Below are 23,662 nucleotides of genomic sequence, written 5' to 3' on the forward strand. Positions count from 1 at the left end.
AGGCTATTAAATTCTTCTTACTACTTAGCTTCTGAAGCTAATTGATTTAAGATAGCATCGTTTTTAACGATTTGGTTGCTAGCTTTCATTTTTGATCTAGAACCTAACTCTACGTTAGTTCCTAATTTCAAAAACTGAACTTCAACACGTGAAACAGTTTTATTTCTTCTATCTTTTCTTTTTAAACGTGTAACTCCCATTTTGATAATATTTTTATTGTTTAAAATAAAACGAGGTCGGAAGCGGATTCGAACCGCTGTAGGAGGTTTTGCAGACCTCAGCCTAGCCACTCGGCCATCCGACCCTATTTTTTTCCTTTTGAAGGTCTGCAAAAATAAAACTTATAATTGGAATTAAAAAATCTTTATGATAAAACTTTTATGTTTTTAAGCATTGGTCTGAAAACCAAGCTGGTATTTTGCTGTGTGATCCTTTGAGCGATAGTCAGCAGCAACATACCGGAGGGTTTTCAGCTTGGGATAACCAAGACGTTTTTGATAAAGCACTTTCCTCGGTAAAATCAAACACCGAATCCCTTGCAGCTCGCCATCAGATTGAAATAATACGCCAATCACTGTATCTTTTAAAGGACAATGCTAAATCGTGAAAAGATACTTTTTTGTGATGTTTTACTTTGTAAATTAAAGGCTTATGGATTTTGGAATAGATATTGCAAATGGGAATGTAATAAATCTCATACAGGAAATTATGAGATTAAGTGATAAAAGAAGAAAGTAAATTAAATTAGGAAACATGAAAAAACTATTATTATCTGCAGCAATTTTATTTGGTTCATTAGGAGCCTTTGCACAAGGTGGATTGGGATATGGACTACGTGCGGGGGTAAATATTCCTAAATATTCATTTGAAAATGGAAGTTCTGAATCTAACACGGGTTTTTTTGTAACGGGTTATTTAGATGCACCTATTTCTCCAAACTTTTCCATCCAACCGGGGTTGTCTTTGCAAAATAAAGGTGGTAAATATACAGCAACTTCTGATAACGCTACAGGTGAGTTAAAACAAAGTATAATGTCTTTGGATATCCCTGTAAATGCGGTTGCTAAATTTCCTACGGGAGGATCTGGTAATTTCTTTATTGGAGCTGGCCCTTACGTGGGATTTGCACTTAGTGGTAAAAATAAATTTGAGGCAAGTTCAAATAATGCTAGTGTAAAAAGAGAATGGGATGTAAAATTTGGTAGTGGAGATGGTGATGAATTAAAACGTACCGATTTCGGTATAAACTTCTTGGCAGGCTATCAATTATCAAACGGTTTTCAGATTAATGCTGGTTACGGACTTGGTTTAACTAATTTATCTCCAGTATCTAACCTTTCAACGAAAAACCGTGTTTGGTCTGTGGGTATCGGTTTCGGACTATAAGAAATATAAGTACTTAAACTTATTATGAGGAAAGAGTCCCTGCATTTGTGGGGACTTTTTTATTGGATTAAACTTAAGTCAACCGAAATTGTTATTTTTATTCAAAAGATTGCTGCATGAAAAGATTTCTTCCTTTACCCTTTTATGTTAAACTTGTCAGTGTATTGATCAGTATACTTTTATTGGGATATTTGGCAAAGATCGGAGATACCATACTTATTCCCATGATTTTGGGCTTGTTGTTTTCGCTGCTGCTGATTCCGTTAAGTAATTTTTTGGAGCGAAAGCTGCGGTTCCCAAGGACATTGGCTGGCATATTGAGCGTTATTTTATTTTTCGGTGTGTTAGGTTACGGACTTTTTCTATTAGCTTCTCAGCTTACACTCCTTAAAGAAGATTTCCCGGCTTTTAAGCAACAGATTATGGATGGTGTGGGCAATTTACAGACTTGGGTGAGCCAGCAGTTTGGAATACAGCATAAAGATCAGATTGATTTTATTAATAAAACAGCATCAAAATCCGTTGATTCGGGAACTTTATTTTTAGGTACTGCATTGGTTTCCCTGTCGTCGATGTTTATTCTGTTTGTCTTTACCTTTCTTTACACATTCTTCTTACTGATATATAGGGGACATATTGTCAAGTTTCTTTTATTTGTCAACCGTATAGAGGACCGACCTATTGTCCTGGACGTCGTTCAACAGGTTCAGTATGTCGTCAAAAAATATCTTATTGGCCTACTGATCCAAATGAGCTTGGTTTCCCTTTTGGTCTTTATTGTCCTTTCTTTAATTGGGGTAAAATACAGTCTGCTTTTGGCATTGATTACTGGCGTATTCAATGTGTTGCCTTATGTTGGTATTTTCTCCTCAATGCTCATCATTGCCATTCTGACGTTTGCAACATCTTCTTTTACCCATGTCGTCCTGGTCATCATCGCCCTCATTATTATACATATGATCGACAGCAACTTTATTGTCCCTAAGATTGTGGGTTCTAAGGTGAAAGTTAATTCGCTGTTTGCTATGCTCTCCATTATTATTGGCGAAATGGTATGGGGTATTTCCGGTATGTTTTTGGCGATTCCTATTTTGGCGATTGTCAAAATTATAATGGACCGCATTAAGGAGTTAAAACCTTGGGGATTTCTTTTAGGGGAAGAAGATAGTAAGGATGACGTTTACAATGATATGTACGCGACCTTGCACCATGAACTTCCCCCTTCGACTGAAATTGATAAAGAAGCCGAATAGTTTTTTTATTACTTTTGCCCGCTATCTCAAGCATAGCGAATAAAAGTAATTATATGAAGAGAATATTATTAACCACATTTGCCATTGTGGGAATGACAACCGGGCTTCAGGCTCAAATGTCTTTCGGCCTTCGTACGGCAGCCAATTTTGCAAAGGAAGTGAGATATTCAAGCTATGGAAGCTCGGCCTATCCTGCCATTACAAGATTACATGTAGAAGCATATGTAGAGCTTGCATTGCGTAATAATTTTGCTTTGCAACCTGGTGTGGCTCTTCAACAGACAGGATCCAAAATGAGTACAGGTTCGCAAAATGGTGAAATTTTGATGGATGGCTGGCGTAAGGTACAATATCTTGAAGTCCCTTTAAACTTAATGTATTACTTTCCTCAAAATAATTTTGGACAATTTTTTCTAGCTGGGGGACCATATACAAGTGTTGCAATCTCTGGGAAAGAGAAATTTTCTAGGACTGTAGAAGAAATTCAGTTTGGGACTAGAAAAAATAGCAATGAGATGAAGAAATATGATGCTGGATTAAATTTTTTAGCGGGATTTAAATTAACAAATGGCTTTTCGGTGCATGGCGGATATGGGTTAGGTCTTTTAGATATCAAGCTAGATGATAAGATTAGTACCTATAATCGTGTATTTTCAATCGGACTTGGTTATCAGCTATAATTTTAATTGGTCGAAAAATGTCTTTCACCTCATGTTTTGGATTTATTAGTTTCATGAGGAATATTTGCGCAAACAAAACCTTCATGATTCCGCGGACAGCAACAGCAATGGAAGCCGACTGAAGGTTTCTTTCTGGCTAATAATATCAGACACATTCACAAAAAAAGGGCTTTTCTTGCGAAAGGCCCCTTCTTTTTTTCAGTGATTGAAATCTATCACACTTTGATTTCTACTTCAACACCTGAAGGTAATTCAAGTTTCATCAATGCGTCAACAGTTTTAGCGTTTGAAGAATAGATATCCAACAATCTTTTGTAAGCACATAATTGGAATTGCTCACGTGCTTTTTTGTTAACGTGTGGTGAACGTAATACCGTGTAGATTTTTTTCTCAGTAGGCAATGGAATAGGACCACTAACAACTGCACCTGTAGGTTTTACTGTTTTTACGATTTTTTCAGCTGATTTGTCAACCAAATTGTAATCGTAAGATTTCAATTTAATTCTGATTCTTTGGCTCATAGTATATGATATTATTTAAAAATGACCGCTGATTAGAGCTATTAACAACCAGCGGTCGGTTTATTTTTGAGTTCTATATTATTCTACAGAACCTTTGATTTTACCTTTTGATTTTGCAATCACCTCATCAGCAACGTTACGAGGAGCTTCTTCGAAGTGATCAAATTCCATCGTAGATGTTGCACGACCTGAAGTGATTGTACGTAATTGCGTTACGTAACCGAACATCTCAGAAAGTGGAACCAATGCTTTGATTACCTGTACACCGTTACGTGAATCCAAACCTTGCATTTGACCACGACGACGGTTTAAGTCACCCATTACATCACCCATGTTTTCTTCTGGTGTTAAAACCTCTATTTTCATAATTGGTTCCATTAACACTGGAGAACATTTAGGCAAGCCTTCACGGTATGCTTGACGAGCAGCTAATTCGAAAGACAATGAATCTGAATCGACAGCGTGGAATGAACCATCAATCAAACGAACTTTCATTCCTGATAATGGGAATCCTGCTAATACACCATTTTTCATTGAAGTTTCAAATCCTTTTTGAACTGAAGGGATAAATTCTTTAGGGATTTTACCACCAACGATTTCATTAACGAATTGAAGCGGTGATTTTGTTAAATCGAAATCTTCGTCCGCTGGAGAAATAACAACTTTGATATCCGCGAATTTACCACGACCACCGGATTGTTTTTTGAATACCTCACGGTGCTCAGTAGTACCGTTGATAGACTCTTTGTATGATACTTGAGGAGCACCTTGGTTAACCTCTACTTTAAATTCACGTTTCAAACGGTCGATCAAGATCTCTAAGTGAAGCTCACCCATACCAGAGATAACTGTTTGACCAGTTTCTTCGTCAGTTTTTACAACGAATGTAGGATCCTCTTCAGCCAATTTACCAAGACCAATACCTAATCTATCAACGTCAGCTTGAGTTTTAGGCTCGATCGCCAAACCAATTACTGGCTCAGGGAAAGTCATAGATTCAAGAACGATAGGTGCTTTTTCGTCACAAAGAGTGTCTCCAGTTTTGATGTCTTTGAAACCTACAACAGCACCGATATCACCAGCCTCGATGAAAGGGATCGGGTTTTGTTTGTTTGCGTGCATTTGGAAGATACGAGAGATACGCTCTTTGTTTCCTGAACGTGTGTTCAATACATAAGAACCTGCATCTAACTTACCAGAGTAAGCACGGATAAAACATAAACGACCTACGAATGGGTCAGTCGCAATTTTGAAACCTAAAGCTGCGAAAGGTTCGTTTACAGATGGTTTACGGAAAATCTCTTCACCTGTATCCGGGTTAGTACCTTTTACAGCTTCTACATCAAGCGGTGAAGGCAATAATTCCATGACCAAATCCAACATAGTTTGAACACCTTTGTTTTTGAAAGATGAACCACAAACCATAGGAACGATAGAGTTATCCAATACAGCTGCGCGTAATGCATTTAAGATCTCACGCTCAGTCAATGAATCTGGATCTTCGAAGAATTTCTCCATCAAAGTCTCATCATAACCAGCTACTGCTTCCAATAATTTCTCACGGTATTCAGCAACTTCGTCCAACATATCATCAGGAATAGGAACTTCAGTGAAAGTCATTCCTTTGTCGTGTTCGTTCCAAACGATACCACGGTTGTTGATCAAGTCAACTACACCTTTAAAACTATCTTCAGCACCGATAGGCAATTGCAAAGCAACTGCATCAGAACCTAACATATCTTTAACTTGTTTTACAACTTTCAAGAAGTCAGCTCCTGAACGGTCCATTTTGTTAACGAAACCGATACGAGGTACTTTATACCCATCAGCTAAACGCCAGTTTGTTTCAGATTGAGGCTCAACACCATCAACAGCTGAGAACAAGAATACTAATCCGTCTAGTACACGTAATGAACGGTTTACCTCAACCGTGAAATCCACGTGTCCAGGAGTATCGATTACGTTTACTTGGTATTTGTTGTTACGGTAGTTCCAGAATACTGTTGTAGCAGCAGAAGTAATCGTGATACCACGCTCAGCTTCTTGCTCCATCCAGTCCATTGTAGAAGCACCTTCGTGAACTTCACCAATTTTGTGGTTTACACCTGAGTAGTAAAGGATACGCTCAGTTGTTGTAGTTTTACCAGCATCAATGTGGGCAGCGATACCGATATTTCTAGTGAATTTTAAATCTCTTGCCATAATATTTTTAAGCAGCGGACCTTAATGGTCTTATGTGTTTAAATGTAATGTTAAATAAGTACACCGACCTTGATAAAAGATTGTTTTTATCGGAGGTCGGTGTAATCATATTTTTTTGAATGTCTTCAAAATTAGAATCTGAAGTGTGAGAACGCTTTGTTAGCTTCCGCCATTTTGTGCGTATCTTCTTTCTTCTTAACAGCAGCACCTTCACCTTTAGAAGCTGAAATGATTTCTCCTGCTAATTTTTCGAACATTGTTTTTTCACCACGTTTACGAGCGTATGAAATTAACCATTTCATACCCAAAGCGATTTTACGATCTGGACGAACTTCCATAGGAACTTGGAAGTTAGCACCACCAACACGGCGTGATTTAACTTCAACAGCAGGCATAACGTTGTTCAAAGCTTTTTTCCATGCTTCTAAACCGCTTTCTTGTGTTTTTTGTTCTACTAATTCTACTGCATCGTAAAAAATAGAATAAGCGATAGATTTTTTACCATCCACCATCATATTGTTTACGAAACGTGTTACCTGAACGTCATTAAACTTTGGATCAGGTAAAATGATTCTCTTTTTCGGTTTTGACTTTCTCATTTTTCTTTCCTCCGTTTAATTATTTCTTTTTACCTTTTGCTGGAGCTGCAGCTGCTTGTCCTGGTTTAGGACGCTTAGTTCCGTATTTAGAACGACGTTGGTTACGACCTGCTACACCTGAAGTATCTAATGCACCACGGATGATGTGGTAACGTACACCTGGTAAATCCTTAACACGACCACCACGAATCAATACGATCGAGTGCTCTTGTAAGTTGTGACCTTCTCCAGGGATGTAAGCGTTGACCTCTTTTCCGTTTGTTAAACGTACACGAGCTACTTTACGCATTGCTGAGTTTGGTTTTTTAGGGGTAGTAGTATATACACGTGTACATACACCTCTTCGCTGTGGACATGAGTCCAACGCTGGTGACTTACTCTTATCAACCAGAGCTACTCTACCTTTTCTAACTAATTGTTGAATAGTAGGCATTTACCTGTTTTTGTTTATAAATTTTTTTACCTTAAATATTTTAAGTTCGCAAAGATACTGATTCCCTTTTGAATATGAAATAGTTAGTGTATAAAATTTAGATTATTTTTTGAATTGGTGCTACTCGTTTCTTTATTATCAATTGGCTTCTTTCGTATTCTCTGATCCTGACTATCCCTTTTTTCCTATTGCAGTGTGTTAAGCGAACCGTTTAATATTTTTAGTCATTTGTAGCTTTGATTCAGGAAACTATCTGCAAGCAAGCTGAATATCCTCGTTTAGGCAACGATGGGTAGATTCTATATCCTTTTCGACAATAGCTATTCAACTCCTGATGGTTTGTTGTACACGAATATGGACGATTATAGGGTAGCAAAACGGCAAAAAGCTATGTAATATAGGTTTCTTCTTGTAAGCACTCTAAGTTGTTCTTTCGCTGTGCAGTACCCTTTAAATAATGGTATTCTTTCGAAAATATTCTTCTACTGGTTTTCAGGTAAATTGCACCTCCTGCATGTTTTTGCGTTCTGTTTGGCAAAGTGTTTGATAAACACGTGTAAATATTTAGTAGAAACAAATTAATGTATTCAAGTTATGAAAATCAAAATGAAATTAATGTATGCAGTGGTACTGGCCTTGCTAACCTTCGCTTTTGTTGGATGCTCAAAGGACGACGATAATACTGTACCATCAGAGAACAAAGGGGCTCTTAAGGTTACAGTTACAACTTCTTCATCTTTCACTGTTGACGGTGGAGATGTGTCTGTATCTTGTGGGTCTGCGGGAGGCGATGCTAAGCCACAAACGTGGACTGTTAATGGAGCTGCAGGGACAACAGGTCAAGTGTTATATTCAGTTGAAAAAGAGTATTTTCAAGGAGGTAAAACTGCTGTTATGGAATCACCGGCTAATTATTTGACTGCTAGTGTAAATATTTCTGCATTTACAATTAAGCAACCATTTACACTTACATACAAGGTTGAGCAGGGAGGGAAAGTAATTGTTGAGAAATCTCAGGAAATTAAATCTGGAGTAACTCCTATATCAGTCTCATTAACATATTAGTATGTTAGTATTTTCGAGATGTGTCTGTAGAAACTAAGTTGTTTTATTTTTTTAATACAAACTCAGGTTTTTTACAATCAATTTTTTAAGAAAAAGAGCGTTAATTTTGAATAATAACGCTCTTTTTTTATTCTTAACTCAACAACGTAAAATCAATCTGCCTTTTATCCAGATCCACTTTCTTCACGCGGATTTGAACCTCATCACCCAGCTGGAATTTCTTTTTCTTCCTTTGGCCAATGATCGCATAGTTCTTCTCGTCAAGCACGTAAAAGTCATCGGTGATATCCCGCAGCCTGACCATACCCTCACATTTGTTTTCCTCAATCTCCACATACATACCCCATTCGGTAACACCCGAGACAATACCCGTATATTCGGTACCAATCTGATCCTGCAAGTATTCGGCCTGTTTGTACTTAATCGATGCACGTTCGGCCTCAGCGGCTTTTTTCTCCATTTGGGAAGAATGCTCGGCCATTTTTTCGTAATGCTCTGCATTGATCTTGGTTCCGCCCTCCAGATAGAATTGTAAAAGACGGTGTACCATCACATCGGGATAACGACGGATAGGAGAGGTGAAATGGGTGTAATAATCAAATGCGAGTCCATAGTGACTTGTCTTCTTTGTCGTATAGATCGCTTTGGCCATCGAACGTACCGCAAGCGAAGTCAGCATATTTTGTTCTTTGCTACCTTCTATCTTTGTCATCAGCGCATTTAAAGATTTAGCTGTTTCCTTATCTGTTTTGATGGTCAATTTATGGCCAAAACGCGCCGCAAATTGAGAGAACGTCGTCAGCGTCTCCGGATTAGGCACATCGTGAAACCGGTATACAAACGTTAGCTTGTTTTTTCCGCGCCCTTGTTTGCCGATAAACTCGGCAACTTTACGATTCGCTAATAGCATAAAATCTTCAATCAGCTTGTGTGCATCCTTACGGACCTTGGTATATACCCCGGTAGGTTTGCCATTTTCATCCAAGGTGAACTTGACTTCTTCACTTTCAAAGGCTATTGCACCATTTTTAAACTTACGTTCCCGAAGAATATAGGCCAGTTCATTTAATTTCAGGATCTCTTCACTGAAATCGCCCGATTTCGTTTCAATCACCTCCTGTGCTTCTTCATAACTGAAACGGCGGTCGGAATGGATGATCGTGCGGCCAAACCATTGATGGTGTACATTGGCTTTTTCGTCTAATTCGAAAACAGCCGAAAAGCATAACTTATCTTCATGTGGGCGTAAGGAACAAACGCCATTGGAAAGACGCTCCGGAAGCATCGGGATAACACGGTCTACCAAATAGACCGATGTACCACGGTTAAATGCTTCTTTGTCCAATTCTGTATCGGGTATCACAAAATGCGAAACATCCGCAATGTGAACACCGATTTCATAGTTGCCATTCTCTAATTTTTGAAAAGAGATGGCATCATCGAAATCTTTTGCATCCGCGGGGTCAATGGTAAAGGTCGTCACGTTTCTAAAGTCACGCCGCTTGGCAATTTCCTCCTTGCTTATTTCTTCTGGAATTTTATTCGCTTCATCCTCTACATTTTTAGGGAACTCCAATGGGAAACCATAGTCGGCCAAAATAGCGTTCATCTCGGTGTTATTTTCCCCTTTGGTGCCCAAGACATGTTTGACCGTTCCAACAGGATTTTTGCTCCCGCTAGGCCAGTCAATAATCGACACGACCACTTTTTCTTTGTCCTTGGCTCCATTCAGATTGTCCAAAGGAATAAAAATGTCGTGTAGCATCTTGCGGTCATCCGCAATAAAAAAAGCAAAATTGTTGGAGATGCTGATTGTTCCCGTGAAATCAATCTTGGCCCTTTGCAGAATTTCAACGACTTCACCCTCTTTTTTGCGGCCACCTTTTCTTTTTTCGAAGGTATGGACCTTGACAATATCGCCATGGAGTGCCTGTCTAAGTTTCCGTGGAGCGATATAAATATCATTTTCAAATTCGTCATCCGGAATTACATAGGCAGAACCATCGGCGGTCATATCTACTTTCCCTGTGACATACACTTTGAGTTGCTTCAAATTAAATTTGCCTCGATCCACCTCAATAAAAAGCCCATTCCTTACATTGTCATGTAAAATATCGGCGATAGCGACTTTCGAGTCGTTATCGTTGAGGTTCAATTTTGACGAAACTTGTTTATAGTTGAGGGGCTTATTACCCGATTTTTCGAAAATATCGATAATCAGTTGTGTTAACACCTCTTTATATGGATTTTCTTTTCTTGTTTTCATTCACTTATTATTTATTATTATTCATTTACATTGGTCTTTTACAGCCCAATGGATCCTTTGACTGGCTACGATAATGGATTTCAAAAAAACAGTCTTTACCACAGATTACGAGCGCTGTACATCAAGATCGATGCCAATACAATATACGAAAAAAACTGCATTTGACAGGACAATAAGGAGCTAAACGGAGCACCTTCCGATAGCCAATGTATAGACAGTTTAGCCGAAAAATAGTTTTGGATTGGTACAGCCTGATTTACTTTTTGCAATGATTACACACTCCAAGTGCATTTACTGCGATCGCTTCAAGACTAAAACCTGCTGGGATCGACACCTTTGGTAAGGTCATATCTTCCAGACAGTATACAGAATTGCATACCCGGCAAATAAAATGCACGTGTTGATCATGATGATCATGTTCTGAACAGTTTGTCGAACACATGGCATAAGTCGCTGTACCATGTAGATCAAAGATTTTATGGATAATCCCTTTCTCTTCAAAACTGGCCAATACCCGGTATAATGTGACACGGTCAATATCCTTGCCCAGTAATTTCTCTAGCTCTGGCTGCGAAATTGCCGAGTCTTTCCTCGAAATAATTTCAAGTACCTTCAACCGGGGTTGGGTAACTTTTAAACTATTTCGTTTGAGAATTTCTGGATATACAGTGTTGGAATCTTCCATGGATTTCTTCGTTAAGCCTTAGATCAAATACAAACTAAGAGAAATTTAAACTTATTTGCAAGTTTAAAAACTATCCGACGGATTTATTCATCGTATTTTTTCCCTTTAAATAGATCTGTAAGAAACAGAAACTGAATGTTTCATTTCTCAGAGATCATTTTTACAGTACAAAAATACGGAATCTCTTAAAAATAAGAAAACCGATAAGTTTAAGATTAGTGTCATCTTACCTATCGGTTTTCGTTATTATATGAAATATAGGAATCTTATTTGCCTGCAGCTTTCGCGTGATCAGCTAAGAATGTCGCTAGACCGCTATCTGTCAATGGGTGTTTTAATAAAGCTACAATCGCTGATAATGGACCTGTCATGACATCAGCACCGATTTTAGCACAGCCTAAAATGTGTGCGCTGTGACGTACAGAAGCTGCTAAAATTTGTGTAGGGTAGTTGTAGTTATCATAGATTAAACGAATATCTTCGATCAACGCTAATCCATCTGTAGAGATATCATCCAAACGACCGATAAAAGGAGATACATAAGTTGCCCCAGCTTTAGCAGCCAATAGTGCTTGACCAGCTGTAAATACCAATGTACAATTTGTTTTAATACCTTTTTTGCTGAAATATTTAATTGCTTTTACGCCATCTTTGATCATAGGGACTTTTACAACAATCTTGCTGTCAAGAGCTGCTAAAGCTTCTCCTTCTTTGATCATTTCTTCATAAGTTGTAGAAATAACTTCAGCACTGACATCGCCATCAACGATTGCACAGATCGCTTTATAATGGTTGATTACGTTTTCATCACCGCTAATACCCTCTTTAGCCATTAAACTTGGATTGGTTGTTACCCCGTCTAATACGCCTAAGTCTTGGGCTTCTTTGATTTGCTCTAGGTTCGCTGTGTCAATAAAAAATTTCATTGTATATGTTATTGAATGATAATTGTTTGATTATTCTAATGTTCAAAATAATGACGCAAAGTTATTGATTATATTCCAGTATTGAAGCATTGATTTTCACCTATTGTATCTTTATTTTAGCAAAAAGGAATCTCTTCTCCTAATTTTTTGTTATACTTTTAATATACTATTATCTTTACGTATGCAGGTTTTTCGTTCTCTCCATTATAGAAATTTCCGTTTACATGTTATAGGACAAGCAATTTCCCTTATGGGGACCTGGATGCAGCGAATAGCCATCAGTTGGTTGGTCTATGAATTGACAGGATCAGTGTTTTGGCTTGGTTTTGTTCAGTTTATCTCCCTATTGCCCTCTTTGGTCCTGTCTCCATTTATCGGCAGTTTTGTCGATAAGCACAAAAAGTATAAATTGGTTCTGATGACCCAAATTGGTTTGATGATACAGGCTGGAATCTTGACCTTGGTCGTTTATCTGAAATGGGAGAGTGTCTTATGGCTTTCCATCTTGGGTCTTATACAAGGGGTTATTAATTCCTTCGATGTTTTGGGTCGTCAATCGCTGATGATGTATCTGGTTGGTGACCGTAAAGATCTGCCGAATGCCATTGCCCTGAATTCAACAATTTTCAATGGTGCCCGAATGTTGGGACCTGCAATAGGAGGTATTTTACTGAGTACATACGGTGAACTCGTCTGTTTTGCCCTAAATTTTATCAGTTTTGTTCCGGTCATTATTACATTGTTGATGATGCAGGTCGATGAAACCCATGTTCAACTGAGCAAGGGAAGCAATTGGGAAGGCTTGGTCGAAGGCTTTCGTTACCTCAAACGCTCACCGCATATTGCTTCACTGATTATTATCATGACATTCTCCAGCTTGATCGTTATTCCGTATACCTCGTTGCTACCTGCCATAGCGAAAGAAATGTTTCATGGCGATGAGCGTACGTTTTCCTGGTTTGAAAGTGCCGCCGGCTTGGGTGCAATGATTGGTGCATTTAATATGGCCCGTTTAAAATCGGGCACCAATTTGCGCTATCAGGTGATGGGTGCTGCTGCACTTATGGGAATTGCGTTATTGTTTTTGGCGCATTCAAGTATGCTGCAGATGGCACTCGTCTATGTGATGTTGGTGTCCTTTGCCATGATGATGCAAAACTCAAGTATCAATACCTATATTCAGACGCATGCCATACCAATCTATCGCGCCCGGGCAATCTCGTATTACGTTATGGCTTTTCAGGGAATATTTCCCATTGGGACGTTGATGATCGGTTCCTTAGCGAGTTACAGTGGGCTTCGAATGACATTATACGTCATGGGTGGATTGGGGATATTGATCGCAATCGTATACTATGGCTATCTCCGGCTCCATATCCACAAACGCCTATTTAAGTTTTAATTTCCGGTTTCTTAATTTTAAGCTGCGTTTGGCATAATCAATGACAGCGCCATAGTCTGCAAAAATATCTCCACCCAATACGCCGATCACGGGTTCCAGATCCATCTGCTGATAGGCATAGTTGATCGAGCTTAAATCCAATACCGCCGTATTTAAGTTTTTTATCCGCCATTCACCTATGGTCAGACTCGGAATTTTCATGTTGAAACTCTCCATCGAATTGGTGCCAAGTCCTGTTGATAATGTTTCTGAAGGCTCAAGCTGTAATTGGTCTTCCAAAAGATGGACTAACTGTGTTTTGTCAAATACAGTTTTAGAGGCACCTGTATCAATCACCATCTTGAATGAACGGCTATATAATTCCACATCGACTAAAATATGTGTGCCCTGGCCCTGCAGATCCAGTAATTGAAATGGTACTGTTGTCATATAACCAAACATACCCAAAAAATCCCTTAAAAAAGAAATTTAAGGCCTCTAGCGTATGTTTAAAATGCCCTGAAAACGTTTATGCGTTAAGCCGATCATAAAAAAAGCTGTTATTTGAAGAATAACAGCCTTTCACCTTTTTATAGTTTATGCGCTACAGCGCTTTTATTTCTTTTAATACATTATTCATTGTACGCACTGCTTCTGCACTTTTACTGAATTTTTCTTTGTCCTCTTCATCCAGCTGAAGGGGGACAATCCGATCCCATCCTTTTTTATTAATGATAACCGGTACGCCAAGATTAATATCTTCTTGGCCAAATTCACCTTCGAGGTAAACGGATGCAGTAAATAACTTGTTTTGATCACGCACGATACTTTCGACCACTGCGGCTGTTGCGGCTCCTGGAGCATACCAGGCTGAGGTCCCGATTAGACTGGTTAGGGTTGCGCCACCAACCATCGTTTTGTGTACAATTTCGTCCTGCTCTTCCGGGGTAAGGAAATCAGTGACTGGAATACTGTTCCACGTGGAGTGCTTGATAAGTGGAATCATCGTTGTATCTCCGTGGCCGCCAATGACAATGGCATTGAGATCGGCCGCAGAAGCATTCAGTTTTTCGCTCAGTTGATATTTGAATCGGGCTGAATCCAATGTGCCACCCATTCCAATGATTCTATTTTTTGGTAATCCACTTGATTTAAGTGCCAGGTAAGTCATGGTGTCCATGGGATTGGAAACGATGACAATGATAATATCCGGAGAGTATTTTACCAGGTTCTCCACCACAGACTTGACAATATTCGCATTTGTGCCAATTAGTTCTTCGCGTGTCATTCCGGGTTTACGTGGAATTCCCGACGTAATGACGGCAACGGTAGAACCTGCAGTGGACAGATAGTCATTGGTTACTCCCTTGATTTTTGATTCAAAACCCAACAAGGCGGCAGTTTGTGCCATATCTTGCGCTTTACCTTCCGCAAATCCTTCTTTAATATCCAATAATACAATCTCTTCGGCGACATTTCGACGGATTAAATTGTCCGCTGTAGTTGCTCCTACAGCTCCGGCACCAACAATAGTTACTTTCATATGTAAATTATTTGTTTATTCATGAGCTAATTTCCGCTTAAGAATTCATGCTGCCTTCGGCAGTTTTATATGCCGTATAAAATATCCAGTCTCTCTTCACGAATGCGCGTATTTTTTACATGGATATTTCATGTGCATTGATGTGGATTAATAAATAATTCTTGAATTTAATCAATTATTGTTAGTAAATCAATGTATTTCGTGGGAATAACTTGTTTTTTGACATAATCGATAAGAAGGCAAATGCCATTGAACAAATAATGCATAATGATAGTGTCCAAAGGGTATGATTCTGATGGAATGACCTAAAATAAAATAGGCCTGAAATTCGTTCAAGCCTGTTTTTTTTATCGTGTAAATCAAATTTTAAATCCTAGAATGGATAACCGATGGCTAAATTAAACATCAAATTATCCTTTCTCCATCTTGAACTTCCAAAGTCGATATCCTTAAATACCCAACGTTCTCCTTTGGGAAGATACGGGATGCGGAAAGGTATTGACATATCCGTACGTATGATCAGAAAAGTAAAGTCGAAGCGTAATCCAGCGCCACCGCCAACAGCTAATTCATTCAAAAAGTTCTTGCTGAATTTACCGCCGGGCTTGTTGACGTCATCCCGTTGCAACCACACATTCCCCGCATCAATGAACGCTGCCCAATGAACAAAGCCCGCTAATTTGGCTCTATATTCGGTATTCAGCTCTAATTTGATGTCACCGGTTTGGTCTGCATAGAAAAGCCCATTGCTTAATTTTTCAGGAGCAACTGTTCCTGGGCCAATTGCACGAGCACCAAAAGCACGGATACTGTTAGGTCCACCCACATAATATTGTTTTAAATAGGGGAGTGACCGCGAGTTGCCATACGAATAACTTAAGCCCAAACTGACCCGCGAGGCAAGCTGCGAATTCTCCGACAATTTTAGATAATGTCTTCCATCGCCACTGATCTTGATGTATTGGGAAAAATACGCATCGAACAATTTGAAGGTTTTCCCTTTATTGAAATCTGCTCCCTTTATTAATCCGAGTATATTCCCCGAGAGGTCCAAGTTGCCTTTGAAATAAAAGGTATTTTTCAAATGCTGCTTCATCGTATTTTGAAACGTGAAATTGTAATTTGGGCCAATCGTAAATTGTGGATCTATTGCATGCCTTAACGCCGGAATGGTATCCATTTGTTTTTGATAGTTTTCTGAGATCCCTTTAGGCTGGACATAGGTAATCTCCATTAAAGCAAGATCGTGCTGCTTCTCCTCAGACTCCTGCCAGATATAACCGTAATCCAATGCGATGGAATTTAAGGTATATGCTTTGCGGCGATTTAAAAATTCATACCGTCCTTTGACGTAAGTCTTCGGGATAAAACGCCGTGTCGGTGAAATCCGCCCAAAAGGGGACAATATCCGTGGAAAAGTCAGTGTAGCCTCCATCCCGTAACGGTAATAACTCGAATTGAGGTCAGCCGACCCACCGGTCTGGGTTTCATAACCACCGAATACATTAAAACTCAACTGCTCCGCGCCTTTAAATGCGTTGCGTAAAGTCCAGTTGACATTGACCTCGGTACCATTGTATACTGAGGCCATTTTTCCTAAAAGTTCCACACGGAGTGATTTCTTGGGCAATGGAGTTAAGTAGTAGTAGACGTCCAGTGCGTTGGGGACTTCTTTGCTGTCGACAAAGTTATTTTTGACAAACTTCCAGCTATTGAGATTCACCAGGTGGCTGATGGTTTGATTGTGGGCATTACGGTTATAGACGTCGCCTGGATGGAAGAAGATATGATTCGCGATCACAGGCTTTCTATACAGATGCTGGCGGTCTATAAAATAGTAACTGCTATCATATAGTTCCGCATTGCGGGTGGATCGCTGATAACCGGAGCTTGTTTCCGTGTAGTTCGGGAAAATGTAGATTTTATTGATCTTGGACGGTACCCTTGCCTGTGCCGGTGTCTCCTTTTTCACCGTAACATACATATCGACTTTGTTGTTCCGATGCGAACTGTCTACCTGAACTAGGATGTAATCGGGACTGAAATAATAATACCCTCTATTTTTGAGGTCATTGTCGATGCGGTCGCGCTCATTGAGGATAACATCTAAACTGTAATTCTTACCCACTTGCAAGAGGCTTTTATCCGAGCTCGAACGGATATCTTTACCCAACTGTGTTGTGCTGTCGATGTCGAATTGAACAGATCTGATTCGGTAGATCAGATTAGGCTTGGCTGTATAATTAATGGTTGCTTTTTTGTCTTCAACTAAGGTGTCCGATTTCACTTCCGCATTGAAGAATCCGAAATTCTCCAGACGATTGCGCAATAGGTTTTCATTATATTCGCGATTGACGTCGCTCAATAGTACTGGTTCTTCACCGATCTTCTTGAGGAATTTTTTAATGATGTTATTACCCGCAGAGTCCCCGGCCATATTGTTGAAATAGAGCTTGAATGGCACGCCGGCCAAACGTTTGTTGGGCTTTGGCATCAGTGCAGCTTCTAAATGAGTCGCAATCTTTTCCTTATTTTCTTTGGATATCGTGTCCGAATCGACTATTACATTGCCCTTGACATATAAGCTTTCCCCTTCTTTTAGATTCTTGGTGGAAGAGCAGGATGCTATGAATGCAGCGCATGAAACTATTCCCACAATATACTTCAGTTTAGTTTGCATGGTAATTCCTTTCCTCATCTTCATTTTTTATAGCTGTCGTTCTGATGGTATCTATAGTTGATTTTGGACTATCGCTTTTCGGCGTACGTTTCGTTGAGTCCAGCTGTTGCTTACGTCTCTCTTTTTCTCTTTCCTCCATACGCTTTCTGTATTCAGGACTATGGGTCATCAAACTATCTCGGATAACGGTGCGTACACTGTCGCGATAGACTGAATCGGTTTCCATACGTTCTACATCGAAACGTTTTCTGAAACCCTTGCTATTGGTGTCGTAATACTCTTTGAGTTTTTTCGAACTCATCCAGATCTCCTTAAATCGGTTGTAATCCATATTGATGATAAATCCGATACCCGTTTCTACATATTGACCTTGGAGTGTAACCTGATATTGATTTTTACGATATACCCGCGCAAAATAGCGGCCATCTTGCGAAAGTTGGTAATCCAATTGGATATCTCCAGCAATGTTGTTGGCTGTTTCTCCCGGACGTGTATTTCCTTCAACTTCAAAATTAGAGCCAACGGTAATTTTTAAACGGTCATTTAAAAGCATTTTAGACACGCCGATATTCAGATCTGTTCGGGTCTGGCCAGCTCCAGTAGCGTAATCTTCTTCCGAAGTTAGGTTGAAGTCCAGCTCTACTCCGGTGATAAGCTCGGAGGCAAGGCGGTTCAATTGACCGCTCAGGAACGAACTGATGCTATTTCTGACAATGGCTTCCGTACCGCCGCCACCGGATAAACTCTCAAATGGATTGGTCGACATAAAGCGCCCCAAAACAATCAGTGAAAAGACCTGTTTGTTCAGCTCAGACGGATTTTCACGTAAGGTGGTCAAAGCATTATTAACCTTGCTAATCACATCTTGCGAAACAACCGAGTTGTTTTCGTCCAAGTCGATATCAAAATTTAGTTGCGGTTGGAACAGTTTGTCTGTAATCTTCAGTAAGACATTGAAAGGAATCCGCTGCTTGTACAAATTAGCGTTTTCCGACCCCAGCTGCGTCGCTACAAGTTCGAGGGTTGGTGCTTTGGTTGTGTATGCTGCCGTGATATTTAGCTGCGCATCCAAAGGATCTCCATTCCAAGTGATGGTACTTCCTTTTCGGAATGTAAAATCCTTTTTCACGGGGCCAAAACTGAAGGAATAACTTCCTTTGTCTACTGTAAATGTACCTGACAAGGTAATTTTGCTACTTGCATCAATACCGGCGTTCAGTTCCGCTTCACCCTGGATATTCAGTGCATCCTGTGAACCAGCATCCAAGAGGATCTTAAATTTGGCGTCCTTATCGGTTTGAAGATTTAGATCTACGTCGATTCCCGTCAATCGGGTAACAGTCATAGAATCTAATTTTGCAAATACATTGGCTCTTGTTGTATCACTCTTATCAACAAATTCGACAACACCTTTACGATCGGCCATCCCAGGATCCTCGTTTGGCATGACAAAGGTAAAGTCCGTATCATCTAACACCTTGATTGTCCCATCAACGATAGGCTTATCCAGATTCCCCCGAATGCGCAGGTTCGACGTAAGGTACATTTTACCATAAAACATGTCGTTGTCGCTTTGTGTTGAATTGAGTACCTCAAAATTGTCGGTATTGACATTGAGATTGAAATCAAAATCAGTATATGTTTTGGTTTCTATGGATCCCGTTACCTTGGCAATATTTCCTTTTTTGTCTTCCAATGCAAATTTTGGGAAAGTAATGCCTCTTTCATCCAAATGAATGGTTTCATCTTTCGCTTTGAATAGTGCATTCAACATAGCAATATTGAACTGAGCATCTTTAAACTTAACATCGCCGTTAATGCGGGGTTTGGATGGCGATCCTGTTATTTTTAACTGGCCTTCCAAGTTTCCCTTCGAGTCTTTTAGATAACCCAGACTAAATGCCTGAACCGTCTGCATAGAAAGCGGTGCAATATCTAAAGTGAAATCCAGGCTTGCCTCTCCCTGAGGAGGACTGATAAAATCACCACTTAATACGACATTATTGCCATTTTCACTGATACTGATATTCGCATTATAGGAGTTTTCTTTTTGATTATTCACTTTTATATTGACATTACCAACGGTATCTTTTCCAATATAAAATTTATCGATCACAAGATCAGAAACAAATACAGGGCTGCTTTCTAGGCGTGATATCGTTGCCTGGCCATTAATGCCGCCGCCAAGATCGACTGTTTCACTTTCAAGCATTTTACTTAATGTCTCAATGCGGAAATTCTTAAATGCAATGTTGAGCGGCGAATTGAGCACACTATCCTGCGATGATATGCTCAGCTCCTGTCCTTTATTACTTAAGATAAAATCACTGGCCTGAATACCTGTGCTTCCAAATTTGAGTACATTGTTTGGATTTATCGTCCACTTGTCGTAGTTCAGCATAAGGCCGTCCTGAAGTAGGCTAAAAACGAATGCGCCATTATCAACGCGCATATTGGCACCCAAATGATACTGCTCTTTCTCTTTCTTGTCTTTTATCCAGAGACCGAAATCCAAATTGTTTTGGATGACTTTACCACTGAATACGGTATTCACCAGTTCAATATTGCTTACCTTGATTTTATTGATCAATGCCGAGTAATACAGTGTACTGTCGAGGGTATTGATATCCAAAGTAACGTTATTGATTTCAGTGCCATTATAGATTATTTTCGGTGCATCCAACTTGGCGAGAATCGTTTTTGATTGACTGTTAAACATACCATCCAATGTGATATCCGACATCTCTGTCAGTTCTGGCAAGAAATCTTTGATAAACTTAGTTCGCGTCAATTGGGCCGAAAACTCGATGTTCTGTGGGTCGTATTTGGGCACTTTAACAGCTTTGCCTGGTTGGTAATATACCTGTAAGATGTCTTGAACGGCATTCTGCAATTCTAGAATTTTGTATTTTCCGACCAAATGGGCGTTTAAAAAGTCCGATTTTAAAAGTAGCAAGTTGCGGCTAGTATCCGCTTTTGCAATTAGTGATATACTGTCTAGCGAGTAATAAGCATCATTGTAAACAATGGATGAATTGGTAATGTGTGCTTCTCCGTTCAAAAAATTTGGATCGGCTGAACTGAAATTTCCAACGAGTTTACCATGGTATTTGAACTCGTCATCCATCAATTTTAACTTTTTAAGATTGATAGTGTCTACCATAAGCTCAAAATCCACCTGTGGATACTTGGATTTCATATTGGCTGTCGCATTTAACTTCAATTGGATATTTGGATCAGGGCTGACGACAGCGGCTTTTATGTCCCCTTTGTCTGCTGTAAGATTCATATCGATATTCTGGTAGCGATAGCCCATGGCATCCATCCGATTTACTTTGCCATCAAAGTTGGCGACAAGCTTCTTGGGATCTGTTCCATGACCCTTAATTTTCCCTTCAAAGGAAAGTATGCCTAACGTACTGTCCATTTTCATGATCTTACCAATGTCAAAATCACGAATACTGACGAAAGCATCATAGGTTGTATCGCGGCCTATCATGCCTACTTTACCATTAAATTTGGCCGTCCCTTTCTCTGTTACCAACGAAAGATTGGTGTTAAACGCATTCATTCCGCCTTTAAAAGTTCCGGTAAGTCCGATTGTATTGGGTAATTCTATTCCGCTCGGCAACATTTTCTTTGAAACCAGCTTTTCGATATCCGAACGTCCTGTAGTCAATTTTTTTAAATTAAGATCCATGGACATTTTATCGACATTGGGTAGCCCCTTTAAATGTAGACTTGCAATGACACGTGTGTTGGACAGGGTTTGAAAATCAATTGCCGGAATATTGAGGTCATTTAACTTCCCGACAACGCGACCATCAATATTAAATTTTTTGTCCATCAACGGTTTCATCACCTGCATGGTGTCCAAAAAAGGAGCGAAATAGTAGATATCGCGCATATCAACACGGCTCTTTTTGATGGTTGCATTGACGTAGATCAGTTCTGGTTTTTTAGCGATAACATCCAAAGAAGGATAAGTTATTTTTAAGTAATCACGCAGCAGAGTGCGTGGCGTCTCTGCATATAGATTTTTGATCTCCGCACCGGTATTTGTATACTTAAAATCCCCCTTCAATTGCTTGATCACAAACCCCGATTGATCGGAGGCTACAAGTTCTTTGAGTGATCCACTGATGGAATCGGCACTGTAGTAAAGATCATTTAAACTGGTTTTCATCCCAGGGATCTTAATGTTGAAGTAATCAAAGCCTTTCATACGGGCCTGATTATCGTCTCTATAAGCTAAGCTTGTTTTATTGATCTGGATTTCTTTGGCAGAAACAACCCAGTTTATTTTGGTTGTATCCGCGGTGTTTTTCGCTGCTGCGTTTACTTTTTTCTGGATCTTTCCAAAGAGCACAGTATTGTCTGAACCGTCAAGATTGATCGTCTGAATATCGACAAGTTCTTTGTTAAGGTCGATCTTGTTAATGTCCGCATGGAGGTTCTTAATATAAAATTTGGTGTTCAACAGGCTAGACTGATCCTCGTAGCGTACTAAGATATTCGTCAGGTCTGCGATCTGTATACCGACATCGGGAAGCAAGGCGGTTGTTTGTGCGGTTTTATCCGTAATACCAAAGTCTTCGACCGAGGGAGCTGTACCGTCCTTAATCGGCCGCCATTGTTTCACTGTGGCGCTCAGACCATCTATTTTCACTTTTGGAAGATTGAAGGCCATGTTTTTTGTGAGGTCGAACTTTTTGATATTGGTATTTAGGCTGTTCAGGTAAACATCGGCACTTGTTCCAATGACGTCATCGGCATAAACAATATGAAATTTGTCAAATTTGACTTTATCGAGGTTAAATAGGAGGGCTGAACTGCTGTCTGCAGTTGCTGTGCTTTCTTTTTGGGAAGCGAAAGCTTTAACAATATAATCAAAGTTGAACGAACTGTCCGGCAATGTACGTCGAATTTTTGCAGTGATTCCTTCTGCTTCGAGACGCTGTATTTCAACTGTGTTTTTCAACAGCTTGAGCATATTGATATCAACAGCAATGCTTTTTCCTGCTACTAAGGTATCTTTACTTTGGTCGGCTAAATAGATATCCTCCAATACCAGTTTTTTAGGAAAATCAATATTAATGTAGCCAATTTTAACAGGGGTACCAATTTTGCCTTCTACATATTGCGTTACTTTTCCGGCAATATAATTCTGAACGGCAGGTATTCTGATTAAAAATACAATAAGAATAGCCAGCGCAATGATGACTCCAATAATCCACAATATTGTTTTAAAAGCAATTCGGGTAAATCTGTTCAACGTATTATTTGATTAAGTATCTATTAATAAAAATTAAAACGGAAAAAAGTTTGCTAAGTTTACAGATATTAACATATATCGCCACTATTTCAGCAAACTAAGATAAATTTGCCTGTAAATGCAAGTTTAATTTCTGTGTTATACCTGCTAGCAGATATTAGACAGTTTCTAATTTCCCTTATATAAAGTCATTATATCTTCGGGGCTGTTCTAAAAACACATCAAATAATTGACCAAACCATTCTAGCCGTACAAAGTTTTTTGTTTTTTAATTTTATGTTAATAAAAGCATTAAATACCTATTAATTTGTCAAAAAAATAGGTAATTAATACATGTAGTATTCTGTCGAATAGTTGTTTTGGGGAAGATAAGGCAATTATTCCATCAATTTTTTATACTTGCCCCAGTTTTCAAATACCACCCATAGCCATATAATGAAAAGTACGGCCCAAATAATTAATCCCAGTTGGCTGTAAAAAATCATATTGTGGGTAAAAATGCCAATGAGTATTGGAAAGATGACTAATGCACCTAAAGTTCTTGTCTTTGGAAAAATAAACAGTAAACCACTCAGGAGTTCGATAATTCCGACTAGTGGCATTAACCATTTTATCGTAGCAAAAGCCTCAAATACCTTTTTCATGTCCATATCCATAGGTGGCGTAGGCATATAATGAAAAAGCTTATCTAGCCCCGCATTGATGAAAAGCAAGGCAAATAAAATGCAAAGTATATTTTTAAAAATCTTCATAACGGTCAATTTTAG

Annotated in this window: 18 protein-coding genes and 1 tRNA gene; 5 read left to right on the forward strand and 14 right to left on the reverse strand. The window is 39.3% G+C overall.

Annotated features, from left to right (window positions below):
* Positions 1-20: 20 nt before the first annotated feature.
* On the reverse strand, positions 21-200 hold the full coding sequence (locus B4Z47_RS07570) for a hypothetical protein (RefSeq protein ID WP_046671880.1): 180 nt from the start codon (positions 198-200) through the stop codon (positions 21-23).
* A gap of 33 nt (positions 201-233) precedes the next feature.
* A tRNA-Cys gene (locus tag B4Z47_RS07575) sits at positions 234-304 on the reverse strand.
* Positions 305-753: 449 nt separating this feature from the next.
* On the opposite strand from B4Z47_RS07575, the gene B4Z47_RS07580 reads away from it, so the two are divergent.
* The 3 genes from B4Z47_RS07580 to B4Z47_RS07590 all read left to right on the forward strand — a co-directional run bounded on the left by B4Z47_RS07580 (position 754) and on the right by B4Z47_RS07590 (position 3,319).
* Positions 754-1,386 carry a porin family protein gene (locus B4Z47_RS07580; RefSeq protein WP_070562978.1) on the forward strand — a complete coding sequence of 211 codons (633 nt, stop codon included), beginning with the start codon at positions 754-756 and terminating at the stop codon, positions 1,384-1,386.
* A gap of 116 nt (positions 1,387-1,502) precedes the next feature.
* Positions 1,503-2,639, forward strand: coding sequence for an AI-2E family transporter (locus B4Z47_RS07585; RefSeq protein WP_083295825.1), 1,137 nt, complete (start codon positions 1,503-1,505; stop codon positions 2,637-2,639).
* Between the two features lie 53 nt (positions 2,640-2,692).
* Entirely contained in the window at positions 2,693-3,319 is a 627-nt protein-coding gene (locus tag B4Z47_RS07590; RefSeq protein WP_070562975.1) for an outer membrane beta-barrel protein, read from the forward strand.
* Positions 3,320-3,534: 215 nt separating this feature from the next.
* On the opposite strand, the gene rpsJ is transcribed toward B4Z47_RS07590, so the two are convergent.
* The 4 genes from rpsJ to rpsL form a co-directional block, all read right to left on the reverse strand.
* Positions 3,535-3,840, reverse strand: a complete 306-nt coding sequence (gene rpsJ, locus B4Z47_RS07595) for a 30S ribosomal protein S10 (protein ID WP_028070501.1) — start codon at positions 3,838-3,840, stop codon at positions 3,535-3,537.
* Between the two features lie 78 nt (positions 3,841-3,918).
* Positions 3,919-6,042, reverse strand: coding sequence for an elongation factor G (gene fusA / locus B4Z47_RS07600; protein WP_046671862.1), 2,124 nt, complete (start codon positions 6,040-6,042; stop codon positions 3,919-3,921).
* Between the two features lie 131 nt (positions 6,043-6,173).
* Positions 6,174-6,641 carry a 30S ribosomal protein S7 gene (gene rpsG, locus B4Z47_RS07605; RefSeq protein ID WP_046671863.1) on the reverse strand — a complete coding sequence of 156 codons (468 nt, stop codon included), beginning with the start codon at positions 6,639-6,641 and terminating at the stop codon, positions 6,174-6,176.
* 19 nt (positions 6,642-6,660) lie between these two features.
* Complete coding sequence (rpsL, locus tag B4Z47_RS07610; RefSeq protein ID WP_002993550.1) at positions 6,661-7,074, reverse strand: 30S ribosomal protein S12; 414 nt, start codon at positions 7,072-7,074, stop codon at positions 6,661-6,663.
* A 594-nt stretch (positions 7,075-7,668) separates the two neighbouring features.
* On the opposite strand from rpsL, the gene B4Z47_RS07615 reads away from it, so the two are divergent.
* A complete protein-coding gene (locus B4Z47_RS07615) occupies positions 7,669-8,139 on the forward strand; it encodes a hypothetical protein (RefSeq protein ID WP_115046696.1) in 471 nt (156 codons plus the stop codon).
* A 133-nt stretch (positions 8,140-8,272) separates the two neighbouring features.
* Here the strand turns inward: B4Z47_RS07615 and rnr are convergent, their stop codons facing one another.
* The 3 genes from rnr to fsa form a co-directional block, all read right to left on the reverse strand.
* Positions 8,273-10,405 carry a ribonuclease R gene (gene rnr / locus B4Z47_RS07620; protein WP_286727115.1) on the reverse strand — a complete coding sequence of 711 codons (2,133 nt, stop codon included), beginning with the start codon at positions 10,403-10,405 and terminating at the stop codon, positions 8,273-8,275.
* A gap of 256 nt (positions 10,406-10,661) precedes the next feature.
* Positions 10,662-11,090 (reverse strand): Fur family transcriptional regulator, encoded by a 429-nt coding sequence (locus B4Z47_RS07625; RefSeq protein ID WP_046671865.1) that lies wholly within the window; start codon positions 11,088-11,090, stop codon positions 10,662-10,664.
* A gap of 266 nt (positions 11,091-11,356) precedes the next feature.
* Complete coding sequence (gene fsa, locus B4Z47_RS07630) at positions 11,357-12,016, reverse strand: fructose-6-phosphate aldolase (protein ID WP_070562966.1); 660 nt, start codon at positions 12,014-12,016, stop codon at positions 11,357-11,359.
* Positions 12,017-12,197: 181 nt separating this feature from the next.
* On the opposite strand from fsa, the gene B4Z47_RS07635 reads away from it, so the two are divergent.
* Positions 12,198-13,418: an MFS transporter gene (locus tag B4Z47_RS07635; protein WP_112375519.1), complete on the forward strand. Its 1,221-nt coding sequence runs from the start codon at positions 12,198-12,200 to the stop codon at positions 13,416-13,418.
* Here the strand turns inward: B4Z47_RS07635 and B4Z47_RS07640 are convergent.
* The 5 genes from B4Z47_RS07640 to B4Z47_RS07660 all read right to left on the reverse strand — a co-directional run bounded on the left by B4Z47_RS07640 (position 13,404) and on the right by B4Z47_RS07660 (position 23,647).
* Entirely contained in the window at positions 13,404-13,847 is a 444-nt protein-coding gene (locus B4Z47_RS07640; protein ID WP_112376512.1) for a retropepsin-like aspartic protease, read from the reverse strand. The two genes, B4Z47_RS07635 and B4Z47_RS07640, sit on opposite strands and share 15 nt — an antisense overlap.
* Before the next feature lie 154 nt (positions 13,848-14,001).
* Entirely contained in the window at positions 14,002-14,940 is a 939-nt protein-coding gene (locus B4Z47_RS07645; RefSeq protein ID WP_046671868.1) for a malate dehydrogenase, read from the reverse strand.
* A 373-nt stretch (positions 14,941-15,313) separates the two neighbouring features.
* Complete coding sequence (locus tag B4Z47_RS07650) at positions 15,314-17,644, reverse strand: BamA/TamA family outer membrane protein (protein ID WP_070562958.1); 2,331 nt, start codon at positions 17,642-17,644, stop codon at positions 15,314-15,316.
* Positions 17,610-22,895: a translocation/assembly module TamB domain-containing protein gene (locus tag B4Z47_RS07655; protein WP_115046699.1), complete on the reverse strand. Its 5,286-nt coding sequence runs from the start codon at positions 22,893-22,895 to the stop codon at positions 17,610-17,612. The genes B4Z47_RS07650 and B4Z47_RS07655 overlap by 35 nt, the downstream gene beginning before the upstream one ends.
* A gap of 377 nt (positions 22,896-23,272) precedes the next feature.
* Positions 23,273-23,647: a MauE/DoxX family redox-associated membrane protein gene (locus B4Z47_RS07660; protein WP_070562952.1), complete on the reverse strand. Its 375-nt coding sequence runs from the start codon at positions 23,645-23,647 to the stop codon at positions 23,273-23,275.
* Between the last annotated feature and the right edge of the window lie 15 nt (positions 23,648-23,662).

Origin of the sequence: Sphingobacterium sp. UBA2610, assembly GCF_002339225.1 — a bacterium.
In the GTDB taxonomy this organism is placed as follows: domain Bacteria; phylum Bacteroidota; class Bacteroidia; order Sphingobacteriales; family Sphingobacteriaceae; genus Sphingobacterium; species Sphingobacterium multivorum.

Excerpts from the sequence above, each read along its gene's own strand:
- B4Z47_RS07570 (WP_046671880.1), bottom strand. The coding sequence starts at position 200 with ATGGGAGTTACACGTTTAAAAAGAAAAGATAGAAGAAATAAAACTGTT.
- B4Z47_RS07580 (WP_070562978.1), top strand. The coding sequence starts at position 754 with ATGAAAAAACTATTATTATCTGCAGCAATTTTATTTGGTTCATTAGGA.
- B4Z47_RS07585 (WP_083295825.1), top strand. The coding sequence starts at position 1,503 with ATGAAAAGATTTCTTCCTTTACCCTTTTATGTTAAACTTGTCAGTGTA.
- B4Z47_RS07590 (WP_070562975.1), top strand. The coding sequence starts at position 2,693 with ATGAAGAGAATATTATTAACCACATTTGCCATTGTGGGAATGACAACC.
- rpsJ (WP_028070501.1), bottom strand. The coding sequence starts at position 3,840 with ATGAGCCAAAGAATCAGAATTAAATTGAAATCTTACGATTACAATTTG.
- fusA (WP_046671862.1), bottom strand. The coding sequence starts at position 6,042 with ATGGCAAGAGATTTAAAATTCACTAGAAATATCGGTATCGCTGCCCAC.
- rpsG (WP_046671863.1), bottom strand. The coding sequence starts at position 6,641 with ATGAGAAAGTCAAAACCGAAAAAGAGAATCATTTTACCTGATCCAAAG.
- rpsL (WP_002993550.1), bottom strand. The coding sequence starts at position 7,074 with ATGCCTACTATTCAACAATTAGTTAGAAAAGGTAGAGTAGCTCTGGTT.
- B4Z47_RS07615 (WP_115046696.1), top strand. The coding sequence starts at position 7,669 with ATGAAAATCAAAATGAAATTAATGTATGCAGTGGTACTGGCCTTGCTA.
- rnr (WP_286727115.1), bottom strand. The coding sequence starts at position 10,405 with ATGAAAACAAGAAAAGAAAATCCATATAAAGAGGTGTTAACACAACTG.
- B4Z47_RS07625 (WP_046671865.1), bottom strand. The coding sequence starts at position 11,090 with ATGGAAGATTCCAACACTGTATATCCAGAAATTCTCAAACGAAATAGT.
- fsa (WP_070562966.1), bottom strand. The coding sequence starts at position 12,016 with ATGAAATTTTTTATTGACACAGCGAACCTAGAGCAAATCAAAGAAGCC.
- B4Z47_RS07635 (WP_112375519.1), top strand. The coding sequence starts at position 12,198 with ATGCAGGTTTTTCGTTCTCTCCATTATAGAAATTTCCGTTTACATGTT.
- B4Z47_RS07640 (WP_112376512.1), bottom strand. The coding sequence starts at position 13,847 with ATGACAACAGTACCATTTCAATTACTGGATCTGCAGGGCCAGGGCACA.
- B4Z47_RS07645 (WP_046671868.1), bottom strand. The coding sequence starts at position 14,940 with ATGAAAGTAACTATTGTTGGTGCCGGAGCTGTAGGAGCAACTACAGCG.
- B4Z47_RS07650 (WP_070562958.1), bottom strand. The coding sequence starts at position 17,644 with ATGAAGATGAGGAAAGGAATTACCATGCAAACTAAACTGAAGTATATT.
- B4Z47_RS07660 (WP_070562952.1), bottom strand. The coding sequence starts at position 23,647 with ATGAAGATTTTTAAAAATATACTTTGCATTTTATTTGCCTTGCTTTTC.